The following is a 16,821-nucleotide window of genomic DNA, read 5'->3' on the forward strand; positions in this document are numbered from 1 at the left end:
GGCCAGCCCATGCCCGCATCGGGGCATCAGCCCATCAAAACGACACCGTCGTCGTCAGCGTGACGAGCCGCGGCTCGCCGACCGCGATGATCAGGTTGTTGTTGCTCGACGGGTAGTAGGTCTTGTCGAGCAGGTTCTTCACGTTGAGCTGGAAGCGCGTCGGGAACTTGCCGATCGTCGTTTCGTACGCCGCGAACGCGTCGACGGTCACATAGCCGGGCAGTGTGAAGCTGTTCGCGGTGTCGCCGGAGCGGGTGCCGACCAGACGTGCGCCGCCGCCGAAGCGCCAGCGCCCGGGCAGGTTCGCGATCGCCGTGTCGTATACCGCGAAGAGGCTGCCCGTATGGCGCGCAACGTTGGTTAGCGGCGTGTTGCTGTCGCGATCGGTCGCATTCGTGTACGCGTAGCTGCCGATCACGCTCAGGTGGCGCGTGATCTGCCCCGCGACGTCGAGCTCGATCCCGCGCGAGCGCGCAGTGCCGATCGTCGACGTCAGATCGCCGACCGTGACCGCGACGTTGCGCTTGTCGATCTGGTAGACCGCGAGCGTGCCGGTGATCGCCGGCTTCAGGCTGAACTTCAGCCCGGCCTCGAGCACGCGGCCGTATTCCGGTGCGAGCGGCGCCGCGACGTTCGTGGCGACGTTCGGTTTGAACGAGCGGCTCACGTTTGCGTAGGCGGTCAACGCCGGCGTGAGCGCATACGCGAGCCCGAACTGCGGCAGCCACACGGTGCCGCGCGAGCGGTCGGCGAACACGAACGGCCGCCCCATCCCCGATTCCTGCTGCCAGTTTTCCCAGCGCAGCCCGCCCACCGCGGTGAGCCGGTCGGTGAGCTTCACCGAGTCCTGCACGATCGTCGAATACGCATGCACCACCGAGCGCGAATCGCTTTGCTTCGGGTTGGGTATGCCGCCCGGGGCGAGCAGGTCGTACACGGGATCGTAGAGATTGAAGCCCTTCGTCGCCTTGCCGCGGATCGTGTCGCCGCGGAAGCTGCGCTGCCGCTCGTATTCGCCGCCGATGTAGATCGCGTGGTGCATCCCGGCGAGCGTCACGTTGCCGAGCAGGCCGAGCGTCGCGATCTGGTCGGAGTCGTTGCGCCCGAGATTCGCATCGGACGAGCGCGTCAGTGCGCCGGTGGTGCTGTTGAATGCGGTGGCGCGGGTAATGTACTGATCGTAACGATCGCGGCCCCAGCCGTAGGTCGCACGCACGCGCCATGCATCGGAGAAGCGGTGCTCGACGCGCGCACGCAGCGTTTCCTGGATGCCGGTGCTCTGCGACCACGCTTCCTCGTAGCGGCGATAGCGGAGCGCATCGTCGAGCTGGCCGTTCACGAGCACGGTGCCGCGATCGAACGGCGTCGTGTAGTCGACGTACTGGTAGCTGACGTCGATCGACGTGTTCGCGTCGTGCCATGACAGCGCGGGCGCGATCAGCGCGTCGCGCTGGCGGCCGAAGCTGCGCCAGTAGCGGCTCATGTCGTACTGGCCGGTCAGCCGGAACGCGAGCGTGCCGCCCGCGACCTGGCCCGGCTTGCCGAGCGGGCCCGTGAGATCGAACGTCGCGCTGCTGCCGCCGTGGCTCGTGCGCGAGGCCGAGATCGAGCCGCCGAAGGCGTCTTCCGGCCTGCGCGTGACGAGGTTGATCACGCCGCCGGGATCCTGCATCCCGTAGAGCAGCGACGCCGGGCCCTTCAGTACTTCGACGCGGTCGATCGTCGCCAGATAGCTGTGCAGCACCGGCGTGCGCACGCCGTCGACGAGCACGGAGCCGTCGTTGTTCGACCCGAAGCCGCGTTTGATGAACGCATCGCGCGTGCCGCCGAGCGTGTTCGTTTGCGTGACGCCGCTGATGTTGCCGAGCACGTCGTCGAGCGTGCGCGCCTGCTGGTCCTGCATCACGCTGCTGCTGACCACCGCGACCGATTGCGGAATCTCCTTGATCGAACGGGTGTCGCCGCCCGCGATGCTCGTGGTGCGCGGCTGATAGCCGACCGTCGGATCGGCGGTTGCCGATGCGCTGACGCTGATCGCCGGGAGTTCGCGCGCGGCCGGCGGCGCGGGTGTGGAAGCGGCAGCGACGGGTTCGTCGTCAGCGCGTTCGGCGGCGGACGCATGCGTGCCGCTCGCGACGCACAGGGTGATCAGGGCAGGCAGGCTCGTGCGCCACGGACGCAGGGTCCGGGCGCGGCGGGGTGTTCGGCGGGATGGCATGAATCGATACAGGACGGAGTGCTAAGGATCGGGGCGCGGGCCGCGGCGTTTGGCATGACCAGAACGCGAATAATATATGTAATGAGAATCATTTGCAATTGTAATGAGGGGGGCTGCGCCACGAGGACCTTGGTTGCCGGGCCGTTGGCCGTCTGCTACCGTAGCGACCAAAATCAGACGCAGTGAAATTCAATGAGAGAGCCGGGGGCCGCACCATGTCACCTTCCTGTCACGTCGCGTTCAGCGCGACGCTGCGCACCGCACACGACCATGCGGGTGGAGAAGTGATCGCAGCCGTGTTCCGCCATTCGAACGATTAAACCAACGGAAGCGAATTTGTCCGGCGCAAGCACCGGGCTTCAATCACTTCAACCACCACGCTAGACGGGAGACCACCCATGAAGAAGATTTCCGCGCCGTTCGCGGCGGCCGCGCTTGCGGCATGCACGATGCTCGCGGGCGTTTGCCAGAGCGCCTGCGCAGCATCGGCCACCGAGCCTGCGATCGACGCGCATTACGGCGCCGTGATCGAGGCTTATACGCAGGACATGGCCGCCGCGAAGACGAAGTACGACGGCAAGCGCCTCCTGTTCGTCGGCGCCGTGATCCGGATGGGCGGCGACCCGGGCGGCACCTATTTCGGCGCGCTGACGGCCGACGGCGAACAGTTCGACACGCATTTCGATGTGGCTGACCAGGATGCGCTGAAGCCCAAATTCCCCGGCGGCGAGATCAAGCCGTTCGTCACGTCGGCGGCGTTCCGCTTCAGCTGCGTGAACGAAGGCTATATCGATGCACCGGTGCTGCCGGGGTTGAAGCTCTCGCACTGCCGCCTCGCCAACTGACCCCGGGCCGGCGCGGGGGCCGGCGTTCAGAACTTCTGCTGGATGCCGGCCATCACGCCGAGCTGGTTCATCCCGGTCCCGACCGTTCCGCCGGCGGCGACCGCATTTGCCGCCAGCTTGCTGTTGAACATGTAGCCCACCGACGTATAGACGGTCGTCTGCTTCGACAGGAAATAGTTTGCGCGGCCGACGAGCAGCGTGGCGTTCGTGCCGCCTTCGTTGTTTTCGCGGCGCTGCAGGTAGCGTACGCCTTGCAGGTCGAACGCGAGGTAGGGCGTCGCGTAGTACGTGCCGCCGGCGAACACGATATCGGCCTGCAGGTGTTCGGCCGCCGCGAGGTTGCGGCGGATCCACCCGGCGCCCAGTTTCGCCGCGCCGATCTTCACGTAGCCGGCGACGATGTCGCGCGTGTCGATGTACGCCGGATTGTTCAGCGGCGCGAGCGCGCCGTCGCCGCCGCGCATCACGTCGTGCGATGCGGCGAGCCCGAAGTTGCTCGCGTCATACGCGAGCATCGCCGTGTACTGGCGGCAGGCGACGATGTCGCCGGGCACCTGTCCGGCACAGCCCGTCGCCGACGGCCCGGCCGGCCCGGCCGCGTCGCGGCCGAAGCTGTAGGTGGCGCCGAGCGTCACGCCGTGGAACGTGCCCTTGTAGCCGATCGCATTGTCGCTGCGCGCGTTCGGCAGATAGGAATCGAAATCCGCCATCGAGTGAATCGACGGGCCGATCACGTCGGCATTGGTCAGCACGATCATCGACATGTTCATCTGGCGCCCGAGGGTCAGCGCGCCGAACGGACTATTCACGCCGACGTTCGCCTGTCGTCCGAACAGGCGCCCGCCGTAGTTCATTGCGCCGGTGCCGGGCTGGAAACCGTTTTCGAGCACGAAGAAGGCCTGGTAGCCGCCGCCGAGATCCTCCGTGCCTCTCAGCCCCCACCGTGACGGCACCTCGCCGGTCAGCGTCGGCATGCCCGTGAACGATCCGCCGTGCGCGGCGTTGTTGTAGTAGGACACGCCGGTATCGATGATCCCGTACAGCGTGACGCTGCTTTGCGCGCAGGCCGGTCCGGCCAGTGCCATTGCCGTCGCGAGCGCGACGCCCAGTTTATTTTTCACGGCTGTCTCCAAACAGTATGTAGTTATGCTTATCGATTTTTATGGTGACCAGGACAAATCCGGGGTGCCGACAGGTATCGGCGAGACGGCTGGCGTCGCGTGTTACGACATCGCCGGGTCGCGTTGCGGGCGCGGTGCCGCGGTACGCGCGCCCACCATGACGACGGCGATTGCCGCGCCGGCCATCGGCACGAGGAACGCGAGATAGAGATGGGACACGGACCAGCCGTCGTCCAGCAACGCACCGACCGTCATCGGCGACAGGATCGCGCCGAGGCGGCCGATGCCGACCGCGAGGCCGATGCCGGTCGTGCGGATTTCGGCGGGGTACGGCGTCGGCGACAGCGCATACATGCCGGCCACGCACGCATTGATCACCGCGCCGAGGAACACCGCGACGGTCATCCCGATGCCGAGCGAGCCGGTGTTCGCGCCGAACACGACCATCAGCGCGCCGCCGAGCAGCAGGGTCGCGCCCAGCAGGTTGCGCAGGCCGACGCGCGTCGACAGCAGGCTGAAGAGCGAGGCGCCCGCAATGCCGCCAAGGTTGAGCAGGACGCCGCCGGTGACCCCCTGCGATGGCGACAGCCCGGCCTGGACCAGCAGCTTCGGCGTCCAGCTCACGACGAAGTAGAAGCTGCCCATCACGAGGAAGAACGCGATCCACAACGCGATCGTGCGGCGCGCGAGCGGTGCGCGGAGCACCGCCGTCCAGCTCGACGCGGGGCTTGCGGTGTCGATCGACGAGGTCGCGGGCGGCAGCGCGTCGATCGGTGCGCGCTTCATTCTTGAGAGGATGCGGTTGATTTTCTGCAGCGCGTGGTCCGGACGCCTCGCCAGCAGGAAATCGAGCGATTCCGGCAGCAGCGCGAGCACCATCGGGATCGACAGCAAGGTCAGGATGCCGCCGAACGCGAACACGCTGCGCCATCCCCACGTCGACAGCAAGTAGCCGGCGATGACGCCGCCAGCGGTGGCGCCGATCGCGTAGCCGGCCGACTGCATGCCGATCGCGGCGCTGCGCCATCGGCTCGATGCGTACTCGCCGCTGATCACGGTCAGGCTCGCCAGCATGCCGCCGATGCCGAGCCCCGTATACGCACGCGCAACGGCGAGTTGCAGCGTGCTGTGGGTGGCCGCGCAGGCGAGCATCCCGGTCGAGATCACGGCGAGGCAGAGCAGGATGATGCGGCGGCGACCGACGCGGTCGGCCAGCGGCGCGATCAGCACCGAGCCGATGCCCATGCCGGCCAGCCCGGCACTCAGCAGCAGGCCGATTTCCTTGCCGCTCAGTTTCCATTCGGCCGCCAGGTGCGGCGCGGCAAACGCGACGGCCAGCACATCGAAGCCATCGAGCATGTTCAGCACGACGCAGGCCGTGACGGCCATCGTCTGGAACGCGCTCATCGGGGATTCGTCGATCGTATTGCGGATATTTGCGCTCACGTCAAAGACCCTTCATCAAATAGTATGACTAATCAAATGGGATGGCATCGAAGCCGGCGGTAGCGAATGGGACAAAAGCGAATGCTGGGCTGACGGGCATCCTCGGCGACCACCCGCTGCGGCCGGCAGGCGCCGCCAGTGCGCCGGCAAGATGCTTACGCGGGCTCGGGTTGCAGCAGCAGCCGCTCGATCACGCGCCGCGCACGATTGGGGCCTGCGTCGACGTGAATGTCGAGCTGGCGACCGTCCGGAAAGCGCAGCTGATTCCGGTATTGCGCTTCGATCACGGCCTTGTCCTCGTCGAACGTCGCCGCGGATTGCTCGATGACCGTTTGCGCGATGCGCTCGACGTCGTGCTGCGGATTGGTCGCGACGGTCCAGAAGTAGTGCGTCGTCGTTTCCGTTTCGGGCGTGATGCCGTGGAAGCCGCGCATGTGAAGGCCGCCGCGTGCCGGATCGTGCAGGTCGCCGGTGCCGGCGTCGATCGCGCCGGTCCAGATGCGGATGTGCGACACGTGGAACTCGATTTCCTGCCAGCGATCGACGCGGGCCGCGAACGGCCATGCGGCGGTGTAGGTCGGCGGCGGGACGGAATCCGGCATTCGTCGCACCAGCGTCACCGTGTCGCCGTCGCTGCTGACGCGCGTCTCCGCGCCCATGTGCAGCGGCGCGTTGCCGCCGATCGTCTTCAGGTGGACATAGCCGAGGTGGCTCAGGTCCATCAGGTTGTCGTGAATCAGTTGATACGGCGCGTCGTAATGGTACTGGCCGCCGCCGAACCGGTATTGCGGATCCGTATGGAACGCGTAGCGGGGCGGCGCGCAGGTCGGTCGGGCGTGCGCGTCGGCGCCGATCCAGATCCACACGATCGCGTCCTGCTCCTGCACCGGATACGACGACACGCACGCCTTGGCCGGAATCCGGTCCTGCCCGGGAATCTCCACGCATGCACCGCCGCCGTCGAACAGCAAGCCGTGATAGCCGCAGCGCAGCCCGCGTGCTTCGAGCGAGCCGCACGACAGCGGCAGCGACTTGTGGCAGCACCGATCCTCCAGCGCACCGACTTCCCCGGACGGCAGCCGGAACAGGACGACCGGATGGCCGAGCAGCGTGCGGGCGACGGGTTTGTCCGTCAGTTCGGACGACAGCGCGGCGACCCACCATCGGTCGACCGGGAATTTAGCAGTATTGATTGATGGCCGGGCAGATTGCGCCATTGATCGTCTCCATTGTGGTGTGGGCCGCCTCGGGTCGGGCGTGTCCGTCTACAGGTCGAGTACCAGCAGGTCGGTTCGTGCGCGCGAGCAGCAGGGCATGAACTGGTCGCCGGCGGCTTTTTCCTCGTCGGTCAGATACGCATCGCGGTGATCGGGCTCGCCTTGCAGCACGCGTGTCACGCATGTGCCGCACACGCCTTGCTCGCACGACGTCAGCACGTCGATGCCGTTTGCCGCCAGTGCGGCGATGACCGTGCATTCGGCCGGCACGTCGATCACCTGGCCGCTGCTCGCGATCCGCACCCGGAACGCACGATCCGCGCCGGACGCCGCCACCGCGCCACCGAAGAACTCGTAGTGCAGTCGCGCTTCCGCCCAGCCGCGCTCGCGCGCTCCGCTCAACACCGCATCCATGAAGCCGCGCGGCCCGCATACGTACAGGTGTGTGCCTTCGGGCGCCGCGGCGAGCACGGCGGCCAGGTCGAAGCGTTGCTCGGGCGCGCCGTCGTCGACGTGGAAGCGGGCACGATCACGGAACCCGGCCGCGTTGATCCGCTCGACGAAGGCCATGCGGTCGGTCGAGCGTGCGCAGTAATGCATGTCGAATGCGCCGCCGGACGAGAACAACCGCTCCGCCATGCTGAGGATCGGCGTGACGCCGATCCCGCCTGCGAGCAGCAGGTGGTGCGGCGCGTCGGGGGCGAGCGCAAACTGATTGCGCGGCACGCCGATCCGCACGGTATCGCCTTGCCGGACGGCGTCGTGAATGGCGCGCGACCCGCCGCGGCCGTCGACATCGCGCAGCACGGCGATCTGATAGCGGTCGCCTTGCTCCGGGTGGTTGCACAGCGAATACTGGCGCACGAGGCCGCCCGGCAGATGCACGTCGATATGGGCGCCGGCGTCGAAGCGCGGCAGCGGCGAGCCGTCATCGCTGACGAATTCGAAGCCGCAGATGTCGCGTGCTTCCTGCCACTTGCGGGCCACGCGGACCGTCAACGTCGCGGTGCTCATGACGCCTCCCTGACCTGCGCGACCGGAATTACGGGCCGCGACGGACTCGACGCGTGCTCGTCGGCGAGCAGCCGCTCGATCACCTTGCGCGACAGCACGCCGCCGGCGTCGATGTTGAGCTTGAGCAGCTTGCGATCGGGCCACTTCTCCAGGTTGAGCTGCTGGCGCTCGAGCATCTCGAGATCCTCGGCGAAGATCTTGCCCTGGCCTTCGCGGATCTCGGCGGTCAGCGCGTGATCGTCGGGCCGGAAGTTGCGCGCCATCCCCCAGAAGTACCAGATCGAGGTGTCCGTCTCGGGTGTGATGAAATCCACGACGATCGACGACGCCTTCAGGTCGGCCGGCGCGTCGTAGCCGCCGTGGCCCGCATGCGCGACACCGACTTCGATCATCACGTGGCTCGGCGGCGCGAAGCGGCAGATCTGCCAGCGGTCGACCGGCACGTCGTCGGCCAGCCCGTTGCCGCGCAGCGCCATCTGCCAGAACGGCGGCGGCATCACGTTCTCCATGAAGCGGCTCGTGACGACTTCGTCACCGTGGCTGGTGGTCTTCGGCGGTGCTTCGTCGATTTCCTTCTGGCCGATGCTCGACGCATGCACGTAGGTTTCGTGCGTGAGGTCCATCAGGTTGTCGATCATCAGCCGGTAGTCGCAGCGGATGTGATACAGGCCGCCGCCGTGGGCCCAGGCCGGGTCTTCCGCCCACGCCAGCGTGGGCAATTTGGCGGGATCGGCTGCCGACGCATCGCCCGGCCAGACCCAGATGAATCCGTATCGCTCCACCACCGGGAAGCTGCGAATCGGCGGGAAGCCGCCGACGCGCTGGCCCGGCATGCCGGCCGCCTTGCCGTTGCAGCCCATTTCCAGCCCGTGATAGCCGCACACGAGCACGCCGTCGCGCACGAATCCCAGCGACAGCGGCGCGCCGCGGTGCGGGCAGAAGTCCTCGAGCGCCGCGACCTGGCCGTCCGCCGCGCGGTAAAACACCATCGACTCGTTGCAGATCTGGCGGCCCAGCGGCTTGCCGTCGATTTCATCGGGCGTGCACGCCACGTACCAAGCATTCTTGAGAAACACGTTCGTCGTCTCCTTCAGGTCGATGCCGCCGGTACGCGGCATCTCTTCATTCCGTGTACTGAATGAGATTCAGTGTACTCATCGAGATTGGCGGGAGCAAGGCGGGCGGTATACTGGTTTTCCCGGGAAATGGCGCGAGGCAGCGCCATGCCGTCGGCGCGTGCAACCGGCATGCGCCGTTTATGTCATCGACTCATTCATGGAAAAAACGAATCCCGCCGACCTGCCGGTTTTCCCGCTCGATCTGTACGACGAACCCGGGCACCTGATCCGGCGCGCGCACCAGATCGCGGTTGCGATGTTCTACGAGAAGCTGGGCCGGGACGTGACGCCGGTGCAGTACGCGGTCCTGCGGATGCTGTACGAGTGCCCGGGGCTCGATCAGGTGACGCTCGCGCAGCGGGTCGCGCTCGACACGTCGACCACCGCCGATCTCGCGGTCCGGCTCGAAGCGAAAGGATTGATCGTGCGCGAAGTGCTGCCGCGGCGTCAGCGCCGCTTGCTGCTGACACCGGCGGGCGTCGAACTGCTGACGCACCTGATTCCGTCGGTGAAGGAATTGCGTGCCGGCCTGTTCGACGGGATGGGGGAGGACGATTCGCAGGAACTGGTGCGCCTGTTGCGCAAGTTCGTCCATTTGAACAACGAGCAGAGCCGCGCGCCGCTGCGCGTCGGCGACGAGTCGTAACACCCTCGACCCCGGCAGCGGCGGGGAAGCGGCGGGCGCGCTGCCCGCCGTGCGTCACCCGTGCGTGCTGTCGCCTTCCAGCCGCCGCACGGCTTCCGCCACTTCGTTCCTGAAGCGCACGAGCGCCGCCTGTTCCGGCGCCGGCGGTTGCACGGCCGCCCACAGCATGTCGACGAGCTGCGTGGCCGTCGTTTCCGTATCGAGCTTGCGGTGCCCGAGGATCGCATCCCACAGCACGTGCTCGATCGGCCCGAACACCATCGAGCGCAGCAGGCTCAGCGGCAGGTCGGTGCGCACCTGCCCGGCCGCCTGGCCGCGCGCGAGCACGTCCATCAGCGGCGCGGTGTAGCGGCGCTGCAGCGCGGTGAGCTCGTCGCTCAGCGCATGCTGCTTCGCGCGGCCTTCCGACAGCACCAGCGCGCACAGGCCCGTGCCGTTCACCAGCATCAGCCGCAGATGGGTGCGCACGATGAACGCGAACTGCTGCTGCACCGATGCGTCCTGCGGCATCCCTGCCTCGAATGCGGCGATGTTTTCGTCGTACCAATCCGCGATGACGCGCGCGCACAGCTCGCGCTTGCCGCGGAAATAGCTGAACACCGTCGCCTCCGACACGCCCACGCGCTGCGCGATCTCGGCGGCCGTCGCATGCTCGTAACCTTTTTCGGCGAACACTTCCCGGCCGGCGCGCAGAATGTCCTGCACGCGTTGCTGGGATTTGCGCCCGGCGGGCGCGCGCGAGGGATCGGCGCGGTCGGCTTTGACGGTGGCGGTCATGGGGTCGGCGGTAGCGGCTGTCATCTCGGCATCATATCTGAGTGTCACTCAAAAAACTATTGACGCCGAACCCGACGAGGCGCGAAACTGTGCAAAATTTACGCTGTATCGGTCAATGAATATGGGTATTCATTCGATTTGAGCGAAACTCAGAAATCGGTGAGTGCCACACACTTTCTGGAGACGGAGGAGACATGATCAACCTGCCCGGTGTGCAATTCATGCTCGGTGAAGACATCGAGATGCTGCGCGACGCCGTCGCGACGTTCGCGGCGAAGGAAATCACCCCGCGCGCGGCGGAGGTCGACCGCACCGACCAGTTTCCGATGGATCTGTGGAAGAAGTTCGGCGATCTCGGCGTGCTCGGCATGACGGTGGCCGAGGAATACGGCGGCGCGAACATGGGCTACACCGCGCACATGGTCGCGATGGAAGAGATCTCGCGCGCGTCGGCGTCGATCGGCCTGTCGTACGGCGCGCACTCGAACCTGTGCGTGAACCAGATCCACCGCAACGGCACGGAAGCGCAAAAGCAGAAATACCTGCCGAAGCTCGTGTCGGGCGAACATATCGGCGCGCTCGCGATGAGCGAGCCGAACGCCGGCTCCGACGTCGTCAGCATGAAGCTGCGCGCCGACAAGCGCGGCGATCGCTACGTGCTGAACGGTACGAAGATGTGGATCACCAACGGCCCCGATTGCGACACGCTGGTGGTCTACGCGAAGACCGACCTCGAAGCCGGCCCGCGCGGCATCACCGCATTCATCGTCGAGAAGGGGATGAAGGGCTTCTCGGTCGCGCAGAAGCTCGACAAGCTCGGCATGCGCGGCTCGCACACCGGCGAGCTGGTGTTCCAGGACGTCGAAGTGCCGGAGGAGAACATCCTCGGCCAGCTCAACGGCGGCGTGAAGGTGCTGATGAGCGGCCTCGACTACGAGCGCGCGGTGCTGTCGGGCGGCCCGACGGGCATCATGGCCGCGTGCCTCGACGCGGTGGTGCCGTATATCCACGACCGCAAGCAGTTCGGCCAGGCGATCGGCGAATTCCAGCTGATCCAGGGCAAGGTCGCCGACATGTACACCACGTTCCAGGCCTGCCGCGCGTACCTGTACGCGGTCGGCCGCCACCTCGACTCGGCCGGCAGCGACCACATCCGCCAGGTGCGCAAGGACTGCGCGGGCGTGATCCTCTACACGGCCGAGAAGGCGACGTGGATGGCCGGCGAGGCGATCCAGATCCTCGGCGGCAACGGCTACATCAACGAATACCCGGTCGGGCGCCTGTGGCGCGACGCGAAGCTGTACGAGATCGGCGCCGGCACGAGCGAGATCCGCCGGATGCTGATCGGCCGCGAGCTGTTCGCGGAAACGCTGTAACGCCCCACGTCACGCGAACGGAGCCCCGTCGATGCCGATCATCGAATCGAAACTGAACCCGCGCTCGGAAGACTTCCGCGCGAATGCCGCCGCGCTCGAGGCGGTCGTCGCCGACCTGCGCGCGAAGATCGAACAGCTCGCGCAGGGCGGCGGCCAGGCCGCGCGCGACAAGCACCTGTCGCGCGGCAAGCTGCTGCCGCGCGACCGCATCGCGCAACTGCTCGATCCGGGCGCGCCGTTCCTCGAGTTCTCGCAGCTCGCGGCGAACGGCATGTACAACGACGACGCGCCGGGCGCGGGCGTCATCACCGGGATCGGCCGGATCGCGGGCCGCGAATGCGTGATCGTGTGCAACGACGCGACGGTCAAGGGCGGCACGTATTACCCGGTCACCGTGAAGAAGCACGTGCGCGCGCAGGAAATCGCCGCGGAAAACCGGCTGCCGTGCGTGTATCTCGTCGATTCGGGCGGCGCGAACCTGCCGAACCAGGACGACGTGTTTCCCGATCGCGACCACTTCGGCCGCATCTTCTTCAACCAGGCGACGATGTCGGCGGCGGGGATCGCGCAGATCGCCGTCGTGATGGGCTCGTGCACGGCGGGCGGCGCGTACGTGCCGGCGATGAGCGACGAGTCGATCATCGTGAAGGAGCAGGGCACGATTTTCCTCGGCGGGCCGCCGCTCGTGAAGGCCGCGACCGGCGAGGAAGTGAGCGCCGAGGATCTCGGCGGCGGCGACGTGCATACGCGCCTGTCGGGCGTGGCCGACCATCTCGCGCAGAACGACGCGCATGCGCTGTCGATCGCGCGCAACATCGTCAGCCACCTCGCACCGAAGATCGCGCCGCCGGTCGCGCTGCGCGAGCCGAAGCCGCCGCGCTACGACGCGAAGAGCCTGTACGGCGTGATTCCCGTCGATACGCGCAAGCCGTTCGACGTGCGCGAGGTGATCGCGCGCATCGTCGACGATTCGGAATTCGACGAATTCAAGGCGCGCTACGGCACGACGCTCGTCACGGGCTTCGCGCACATCTGGGGCCACCCGGTCGGGATCGTCGCGAACAACGGCATCCTGTTCTCCGAATCGGCCGTAAAGGGCGCGCACTTCATCGAGCTGTGCTGCCAGCGCAAGATTCCGCTCGTGTTCCTGCAGAACATCACGGGCTTCATGGTCGGGCGCAAGTACGAGAACGAAGGCATCGCACGGCACGGCGCGAAGATGGTGACGGCCGTGTCGAACGCGAAGGTGCCGAAGTTCACGGTGATCATCGGCGGCTCGTTCGGCGCCGGCAACTACGGGATGTGCGGCCGCGCATTCGGCCCGCGCTTCCTGTGGATGTGGCCGAACGCGCGCATTTCGGTGATGGGCGGCGAGCAGGCCGCGTCGGTGCTCGCGACGGTGCGCCGCGACGGCATCGAGGCGAAGGGCGGTTCGTGGTCGGCCGAGGAAGAGGATGCGTTCAAGCAGCCGATCCGCGACCAGTACGAACGCCAGGGCCATCCGTATTACGCGAGCGCGCGGCTGTGGGACGACGGCGTGATCGACCCCGCGCAGACGCGCGACGTGCTGGGCCTCGGCCTCGCCGCGTCGATGAACGCGCCGATCGAAGACACACGCTTCGGCGTGTTCCGCATGTAACGGCCGGGAGGGCTGAACGATGCGATACGAAACGATCAAGGTAAGCGAAGCCGGCCGCGTGGCGACCGTCACGCTCGCACGTCCCGACGTGCGCAATGCGTTCAACGAGACGACGATCGCCGAGCTGACCACTGCGTTCGAATGGCTCGACGCGCACGAAGGCGTCCGCGCGATCGTGCTTGCCGCGGAAGGCGCGGCGTTCTGCGCGGGCGCGGACCTGAACTGGATGAAGAAGATGGCCGGTTACTCGGACGACGAGAACCGTGCCGATGCGCGCAAGCTCGCGCGGATGCTCGAGGCGATCCATCGCTGCGGCAAGCCGGTGATCGCACGCGTGCATGGCGATGCGTATGCGGGCGGCGTGGGCCTGGTGGCGGCGGCCGACATCGCGATCGCCGCCGACGGCGTGAAATTCTGCCTGTCGGAAGCGCGGCTCGGGCTGATCCCCGCGACGATCGCGCCGTACGTGGTGCGCGCGATGGGCGAGCGCGCGGCGCGCCGCTACTTCACGACGGCCGAGGTGTTCGACAGCGCGCGCGCGGCGTCGCTCGGTTTCATTCACGACGCGGTGCCGGCCGACGCGCTCGACGACACCGTCGCGAAGCTGGCCGCGACGCTCGTCGCGAACGGCCCCGACGCGGTGAAGGCGTGCAAGCGGCTCGTCGCCGACGTGGCCGGCCGGCCGCTCGACGCGACGCTGATCGAGCAGACCGCCGACTGGATCGCGCGCACCCGCGCCGGCGCGGAAGCGCGCGAAGGGATTGCGTCCTTCCTCGAAAAGCGCACGCCGTCGTGGCGTGAATGATCGCGCAGCGCGCGTGACCCCCTCTTTCCGGACGACACCGAAGCCATGTTCGACAAGATTCTGATCGCCAACCGCGGCGAAATCGCGTGCCGCGTCGCCGCGACGTGCAAACGTCTCGGGATCGCGAGCGTCGCCGTCTATTCCGACGCGGACGCGAACGCGAAACACGTGGCCGCATGCGACGAAGCCGTGCACATCGGCGGCTCGGCCGCCGCGGACAGCTACCTGCGCATCGAGCGCATCATCGAAGCCGCGCGCGCCACCGGCGCGCAGGCGATCCACCCCGGCTACGGCTTTCTGTCGGAGAACGAAGATTTCGCGCATGCGTGCGAAGCGGCCGGCATCGTCTTCATCGGGCCGCCGGTCGACGCGATCGCGGCGATGGGGTCGAAGGCGGCCGCGAAGGCGCTGATGCACGCGGCGGCCGTGCCGCTCGTGCCCGGCTATCACGGCGACGACCAGGACGCGTCCAACCTGCATCGCGAGGCCGACGCGATCGGCTATCCGGTGCTGCTGAAGGCCAGCGCGGGCGGCGGCGGCAAGGGGATGCGCGTGGTCGAGCGCTCCGACGATTTCCCGGCGGCGCTCGCATCGTGCCAGCGCGAAGCCGCGAGCAGCTTCGGCAACGATCGCGTGCTGATCGAGAAGTACCTGACGCGCCCGCGCCACGTCGAGGTGCAGGTGTTCGGCGACACGCATGGCAACACCGTGTACCTGTTCGACCGCGACTGCTCGGTGCAGCGCCGTCACCAGAAGGTGCTCGAGGAAGCGCCGGCGCCCGGTTTGCACGACGACGTGCGCCAGGCGATGGGTGAGGCGGCCGTCGCGGCCGCGCGTGCGGTGAATTACGTCGGCGCGGGCACCGTCGAATTCATCATGACGGGCGAAGCGTTCTACTTCATGGAAATGAACACGCGCCTGCAGGTCGAGCATCCGGTCACCGAGATGGTCACGGGGCTCGATCTCGTCGAATGGCAACTGCGCGTCGCCTCCGGCGAGCCGCTGCCGCTGAAGCAGGACGAACTGCGCGTGCAGGGCCACGCGCTCGAGGCGCGCCTCTATGCGGAGAACCCGGCGCGCGGCTTCCTGCCGTCGACGGGCACGCTGAAGCACCTGCGGCTGCCGGCCGGCGTCGAGTTCGCGATCGGTGCATCGGTGCGCGTCGACAGCGGCGTGCGCGAAGGCGATGCGATCACGCCGTTCTACGATCCGATGATCGCGAAGCTGATCGTCCATGGCGCGGACCGTGCGGAAGCGCTGGGCCTGATGCTGCGCGCACTGCGTGCCTGTGAAGTGGTCGGCCTGCATACGAACGCCGCGTTCCTGCAGCGAATCGTTGCGTGCGCACCGTTCGCGACCGCCGATCTCGACACGGGCCTGATCGAGCGCAACCACGACGCGCTGTTCGCGCCGCAGGAGCCGCCGCGCGCGATGCTGGCGCTCGCGTGTGCTGCGCTGCTCGCCCGCGAACGCGGCGCGGGTGCACAGGGTTCATCGCCGTGGGGCGCGCTGCCGGACTGGCGGCTGAACGGCGGCTATCGCCGCACGCTCGAATGGCACGCGGCCGAGCGCGACGCGGACGTGACGGTGACGTACGAGGACGACGGCGCGGGTACGCGCGTCGCGATCGGCGCCGCCGCCGCGCAACCGTTCGCGTGGACGCGTGGCGCCACGCCGCTCGATTTCGACGTGACGCTTGGCGGCGTGCGCAGCAGCGGCCGCGTGTATGCGGACGGCGACCACTTCCACGTGTTCACGCAGGGCACGGCGGAGACGTTCGAATGGCGCAACCTGCTCGCGCATGCGGGTGACGCGGAGCAGGGCGGTGGCCGCCTGACCGCACCGATGCCGGGCAAGGTGATCGCGGTGCTGGTCGAGCCCGGCCAGAAGGTCGAAGCCGGTACGCCGCTGATCGTGATGGAAGCGATGAAGATGGAGCACACGATCGGCGCGCCGAGCGCGGGCGTGGTCGCGGAAGTGCTGTACGGCGTCGGCGACCAGGTGTCGGATGGCGCGCAGTTGCTGATGATGGCGGAAGGCTGAGCAGCGCTTTCGTCGTACACGGGCCGGCGGCTGCCGGCCCGCTCAAAGCGCGTCGCGATTCACCGCGCGCCGGTGGTTGCGACAGCGCCGCTTCGATCGCCTCGACAAGCGGCAGTAGTACGAAGCTTTCGATTGAATTACGAATTCGCCGGCGCTGATGCCATGTCGTGCCGCACATTCCGCACCAGGGGTGTTTTCACCCGCCGCACACCGATTCTGCCGCCGCACGACACCATCGTGTAACACGTCGAAATTAGCATCTCGCCGTCGATATGACCGGAGCGCATCCGCGCCTGGGTCACGTCATCACATCCACGGAGAGACGTTATGCGAAACTCGGCCCTACGGCCCTTCGCGGTCGCTGGCCTGATCGCGCTGACCGCACTCCTCGGCGCCTGCAACGACGACGTGACCGCACCCGCCGCACCCGTCGCGCAGCAGAAGGCCGCCTGCGGCGGCGGCGTGGTCGCCACCGCGCAGATGCACTGCCCGCCCGGTTTCACCGCACCTGCTTCCTCGCCCGCTTCCTGATCCCGGCCGTTTCCACCAGAAATCC

General features: G+C 67.4%; 14 protein-coding genes. 7 read left to right on the top strand and 7 right to left on the bottom strand.

Translation table 11 applies throughout. The features are described from left to right. Positions 1–34 precede the first annotated feature (34 nt). On the bottom strand, positions 35–2,218 hold the full coding sequence (locus CFB47_RS20210; protein WP_089462066.1) for a TonB-dependent siderophore receptor: 2,184 nt from the start codon (positions 2,216–2,218) through the stop codon (positions 35–37). Between the two features lie 398 nt (positions 2,219–2,616). Here CFB47_RS20210 and CFB47_RS20215 point away from each other — a divergent pair, with 398 nt between their 5' ends. Beyond that, positions 2,617–3,063, top strand: a complete 447-nt coding sequence (locus CFB47_RS20215) for a hypothetical protein (protein ID WP_089462067.1) — start codon at positions 2,617–2,619, stop codon at positions 3,061–3,063. A 26-nt stretch (positions 3,064–3,089) separates the two neighbouring features. Here CFB47_RS20215 and CFB47_RS20220 read toward each other — a convergent pair whose 3' ends face one another. From CFB47_RS20220 to CFB47_RS20240, 5 genes are all read right to left on the bottom strand, one after another. Beyond that, a complete protein-coding gene (locus tag CFB47_RS20220) occupies positions 3,090–4,184 on the bottom strand; it encodes a porin (RefSeq protein WP_256946721.1) in 1,095 nt (364 codons plus the stop codon). 102 nt (positions 4,185–4,286) lie between these two features. Continuing rightward, the gene (locus CFB47_RS20225) at positions 4,287–5,630 is read right to left on the bottom strand and encodes an MFS transporter (RefSeq protein WP_089462068.1); all 1,344 of its coding nucleotides are present in this window, start codon (positions 5,628–5,630) and stop codon (positions 4,287–4,289) included. Between the two features lie 155 nt (positions 5,631–5,785). Next, a complete protein-coding gene (locus CFB47_RS20230; protein ID WP_089462069.1) occupies positions 5,786–6,847 on the bottom strand; it encodes a Rieske 2Fe-2S domain-containing protein in 1,062 nt (353 codons plus the stop codon). Positions 6,848–6,895: 48 nt separating this feature from the next. After that, entirely contained in the window at positions 6,896–7,861 is a 966-nt protein-coding gene (locus CFB47_RS20235) for a PDR/VanB family oxidoreductase (protein ID WP_089462070.1), read from the bottom strand. Next, positions 7,858–8,937 carry an aromatic ring-hydroxylating dioxygenase subunit alpha gene (locus CFB47_RS20240; protein WP_089463489.1) on the bottom strand — a complete coding sequence of 360 codons (1,080 nt, stop codon included), beginning with the start codon at positions 8,935–8,937 and terminating at the stop codon, positions 7,858–7,860. The genes CFB47_RS20235 and CFB47_RS20240 overlap by 4 nt, the downstream gene beginning before the upstream one ends. 199 nt (positions 8,938–9,136) lie before the next feature. Here CFB47_RS20240 and CFB47_RS20245 point away from each other — a divergent pair, with 199 nt between their 5' ends. After that, the gene (locus CFB47_RS20245) at positions 9,137–9,625 is read left to right on the top strand and encodes a MarR family winged helix-turn-helix transcriptional regulator (protein WP_089426730.1); all 489 of its coding nucleotides are present in this window, start codon (positions 9,137–9,139) and stop codon (positions 9,623–9,625) included. Positions 9,626–9,679: 54 nt separating this feature from the next. Here CFB47_RS20245 and CFB47_RS20250 read toward each other — a convergent pair whose 3' ends face one another. Further along, positions 9,680–10,426 carry a TetR/AcrR family transcriptional regulator gene (locus CFB47_RS20250; RefSeq protein WP_089462071.1) on the bottom strand — a complete coding sequence of 249 codons (747 nt, stop codon included), beginning with the start codon at positions 10,424–10,426 and terminating at the stop codon, positions 9,680–9,682. A 170-nt stretch (positions 10,427–10,596) separates the two neighbouring features. On the opposite strand from CFB47_RS20250, the gene CFB47_RS20260 reads away from it, so the two are divergent. The 5 genes from CFB47_RS20260 (at position 10,597) to CFB47_RS20280 (ending at position 16,796) form a co-directional block, all read left to right on the top strand. Continuing rightward, on the top strand, positions 10,597–11,778 hold the full coding sequence (locus tag CFB47_RS20260; protein ID WP_089458858.1) for an isovaleryl-CoA dehydrogenase: 1,182 nt from the start codon (positions 10,597–10,599) through the stop codon (positions 11,776–11,778). 31 nt (positions 11,779–11,809) lie between these two features. Beyond that, on the top strand, positions 11,810–13,417 hold the full coding sequence (locus CFB47_RS20265) for a carboxyl transferase domain-containing protein (protein ID WP_039339637.1): 1,608 nt from the start codon (positions 11,810–11,812) through the stop codon (positions 13,415–13,417). Positions 13,418–13,436: 19 nt separating this feature from the next. Then, positions 13,437–14,222, top strand: a complete 786-nt coding sequence (locus tag CFB47_RS20270; RefSeq protein ID WP_089441656.1) for an enoyl-CoA hydratase/isomerase family protein — start codon at positions 13,437–13,439, stop codon at positions 14,220–14,222. A 45-nt stretch (positions 14,223–14,267) separates the two neighbouring features. Beyond that, positions 14,268–16,265, top strand: a complete 1,998-nt coding sequence (locus CFB47_RS20275) for an acetyl/propionyl/methylcrotonyl-CoA carboxylase subunit alpha (protein ID WP_089462073.1) — start codon at positions 14,268–14,270, stop codon at positions 16,263–16,265. A 327-nt stretch (positions 16,266–16,592) separates the two neighbouring features. After that, positions 16,593–16,796, top strand: a complete 204-nt coding sequence (locus CFB47_RS20280) for a hypothetical protein (protein WP_039339629.1) — start codon at positions 16,593–16,595, stop codon at positions 16,794–16,796. Positions 16,797–16,821 lie beyond the last annotated feature (25 nt).

Source organism: Burkholderia sp. AU27893, from assembly GCF_002223205.1.
Classification (GTDB): domain Bacteria; phylum Pseudomonadota; class Gammaproteobacteria; order Burkholderiales; family Burkholderiaceae; genus Burkholderia.

What these genes read in the sequence shown, in the direction of transcription:
- CFB47_RS20245 (WP_089426730.1), top strand. Translation starts at nt 9,137, where the DNA reads ATGGAAAAAACGAATCCCGCCGACCTGCCGGTTTTCCCGCTCGATCTG.
- CFB47_RS20275 (WP_089462073.1), top strand. Translation starts at nt 14,268, where the DNA reads ATGTTCGACAAGATTCTGATCGCCAACCGCGGCGAAATCGCGTGCCGC.
- CFB47_RS20260 (WP_089458858.1), top strand. Translation starts at nt 10,597, where the DNA reads ATGATCAACCTGCCCGGTGTGCAATTCATGCTCGGTGAAGACATCGAG.
- CFB47_RS20265 (WP_039339637.1), top strand. Translation starts at nt 11,810, where the DNA reads ATGCCGATCATCGAATCGAAACTGAACCCGCGCTCGGAAGACTTCCGC.
- CFB47_RS20215 (WP_089462067.1), top strand. Translation starts at nt 2,617, where the DNA reads ATGAAGAAGATTTCCGCGCCGTTCGCGGCGGCCGCGCTTGCGGCATGC.
- CFB47_RS20280 (WP_039339629.1), top strand. Translation starts at nt 16,593, where the DNA reads ATGCGAAACTCGGCCCTACGGCCCTTCGCGGTCGCTGGCCTGATCGCG.
- CFB47_RS20230 (WP_089462069.1), bottom strand. Translation starts at nt 6,847, where the DNA reads ATGGCGCAATCTGCCCGGCCATCAATCAATACTGCTAAATTCCCGGTC.
- CFB47_RS20270 (WP_089441656.1), top strand. Translation starts at nt 13,437, where the DNA reads ATGCGATACGAAACGATCAAGGTAAGCGAAGCCGGCCGCGTGGCGACC.
- CFB47_RS20210 (WP_089462066.1), bottom strand. Translation starts at nt 2,218, where the DNA reads ATGCCATCCCGCCGAACACCCCGCCGCGCCCGGACCCTGCGTCCGTGG.
- CFB47_RS20250 (WP_089462071.1), bottom strand. Translation starts at nt 10,426, where the DNA reads ATGACAGCCGCTACCGCCGACCCCATGACCGCCACCGTCAAAGCCGAC.
- CFB47_RS20235 (WP_089462070.1), bottom strand. Translation starts at nt 7,861, where the DNA reads ATGAGCACCGCGACGTTGACGGTCCGCGTGGCCCGCAAGTGGCAGGAA.